The 2,524-nt window shown below is 33.4% G+C and carries 1 protein-coding gene and 1 pseudogene; both read right to left on the bottom strand.

Features of this window, described 5'->3' with window-relative positions:
• Positions 1-485: 485 nt before the first annotated feature.
• On the bottom strand, positions 486-1,838 hold the full coding sequence (locus tag LACWKB10_RS09630) for an FAD-dependent oxidoreductase (RefSeq protein WP_034981753.1): 1,353 nt from the start codon (positions 1,836-1,838) through the stop codon (positions 486-488).
• A 452-nt stretch (positions 1,839-2,290) separates the two neighbouring features.
• A pseudogene (locus LACWKB10_RS10155) lies at positions 2,291-2,419 on the bottom strand (transposase); the annotation flags it as partial.
• Between the last annotated feature and the right edge of the window lie 105 nt (positions 2,420-2,524).

The following is a 2,524-nucleotide window of genomic DNA, read 5'->3' as shown; positions in this document are numbered from 1 at the left end:
TCTTAGCAGCTAATACTTCTGTATTGCTTGGCATTACTGCGGGTAGCATAGGACTAATAGCAAGAATGCTTGCTATGGAAGCATAAACAAACTTTTTATTTAATTTCATGTAATCACCTCAAAAATACTGATTAAAGATCTTATAGTCATTATAGAACTGTATAGCTATCTTTGCATAGACTTCCAATGAGATTAATGCTAAGTTATTGAATTGAAAATAAGCTAAAGCTATTTAAATTTAAAGGCAGATAAAAAATTAATTTCCCAAGAATAGTGAAGTTAATCAAGATAAGCGCTTTATTTAGTTGTAGTGCTTTTTGACTCTCTAGATAATTTAGTCATAAAAATAGTCCCAAAAGTTGTCTAACTTCTGGGACTCATTTTATAGCAGTCTGCATTCCTTACTCTACTAATTGTCTTTGGAAAGATATAGTAAGCATCTTAAATGGAGTTGCCTCACAAAGCTTAGTAATATCTAAAATTAATTAAAACTTGTGTAAGCCTAGCGCATGTTGTGCGGCTAAGTTCAAGATATTCCATTGCCGATCAAAACTTGGTGAGAAGAAGAAGTCTTGCTCAGCTAAATCTTCTAATGTTAATTTATGACCAATTGCTAAACTTAAGACATTGCCTTGAGCGGTAATATCATGTTTGGACATAACTGCACCTCCAAGAATTTGATGAGTATCCTTATTATAAGTTAAGGAAATATATCCTAACGGATTATCATCAGCAGGAATAAAGTCTGGACGCAAATGATCGATGTAGATGCTAGTTGCAGAATTAATGCCGGCAAATTCTGCAGATTTTTGTGGGAGGCCGCTAACTACCGCATGTACATCACCAAATTCTAGTAATTGTCCGCCAACTAAGCCTGGGAATGGACGGCTTGGTTTTTCTTCAAACAAATGTTGCACTAAGTAATTTGCTTCGTGGCGAGCAGCGACTGCTGATGGAATTGGCATCCTTTTATTAGCCGGGATTGACAGTGGCCAAATAGCATCACCCAAAGCATAAACATCTTTTTGATTAGTCCTTAAATATTCGTCTGTTTCAATATAACCCCGTTGGTTTAAATTAATAGTATCTTTAAGCCAGTCTGTATTAGCAACAATGCCTGCAGCAACAATGACTATATCAGCTTTAATGTCACCATGATCAGTTTGGACTAGGTGATCATTGGTAAAACCAGTAACTTTTGTATCAAGCTTTAAATCGACACCCTTGTCTCGCATTTCTTGTTCAAAAACATCGGTAAAGTCTTTTGAAAAATAATTAGCCAAAATATGGTTGCTGGCATCAACCAAGGTCATGTTTTTACCAGCTAAAACACCAGCTTCAACGGCAGCGATTCCGTTACCAGCACCCACCACAACGATATTTTTAATTTCATCATTATGAAGAGCTTCATTGATCTTTTTAGCCCAACTGTAGCCCCGCATTAAATAAACGTAGTCTAAATCTGCCCCTGGAATTGGCAATTGGAGTGGATCAACTCCTGGAGACAAGATTAATTTGTCATAGTTAACTTCTTCAGTCTGACCAGTTTGGGTATTTTTAATTGTAACTTGCTTATTTGCCGGATTTAACGCAACTGCTTGCGAATTATTGACAATCTTACCGCCTAATTTTTCCAGATCAGCAGGTGAAAAATTGCGTACATTGTCTTGTCCGGTAGTTTTTTCTTCTAAAAAGAGCTTCATTCCACAAGACATAAATGAAACAAAATCACTTGCTTCATAAATAGTGACATCAAGATCTTTATATCTGTCTAATAATTCGATGGCTGCCTCATGACCTGGATGAGAAGCACCAATGATGACTACTTTTTGATTCATTGAAAAAATCCCCTTTTTATCAGTATCTGAAAGCGTTTGTAGCACTTTCATTGTATCCTATGGTAACACAAGAAATGTGTCAGTTATACAAAGATGCATCAGTATAGCTAATTTGTATATATATTAAAATTTATAAAGTAATAAAAATTAATACCACCATATAAATTGACTTTACAAATTTCACTAAATATAAAATTTGCTGATAATTTATGAGTAAAATACGGCCAAGTAAATCATTTAAAAAGAACCTAAGAAGTATAAATAGTACTCAAATAATAGTACAAATAGAATATCATTTGAGAAAGGAAAGTGTTCATTTAAGTATGTGAGATCAAAATGAAATTGCAACTTTTGCTATTGCTTTAAAATCTGAAAGAAAAGGCAAAAACAGTTCTTTGTCAAATTTTGTTGATAAAGAGTAAATGAAAAGAATAAAGTATATAATATACTGATTATTTATTTTCTTTGTTTTCTTCCAATCTGATCCTTATCAGAAAATTTTTGAAATTGGTGTGGCCAAAAGATGTGTACCCAATTTGTTTAATTTTTAGATCGAAACTTTCCAAACATCCGTTGGAATGATCCTATGTTATTCACGAAAAAGAAATAATCTTCAAAAACAATATTTTGATCTTAATATAATCATCAAAAGGAGACATAATTCAAACCTGCTATAAAAACTGAGG

Origin of the sequence: Lactobacillus sp. wkB10 (assembly GCF_000760615.1) — a bacterium.
In the GTDB taxonomy this organism is placed as follows: Bacteria; Bacillota; Bacilli; order Lactobacillales; family Lactobacillaceae; genus Lactobacillus; species Lactobacillus huangpiensis.
Note: the sequence above shows the minus strand (reverse complement) of the source record. Positions and strands in the feature narration are given on the sequence as shown.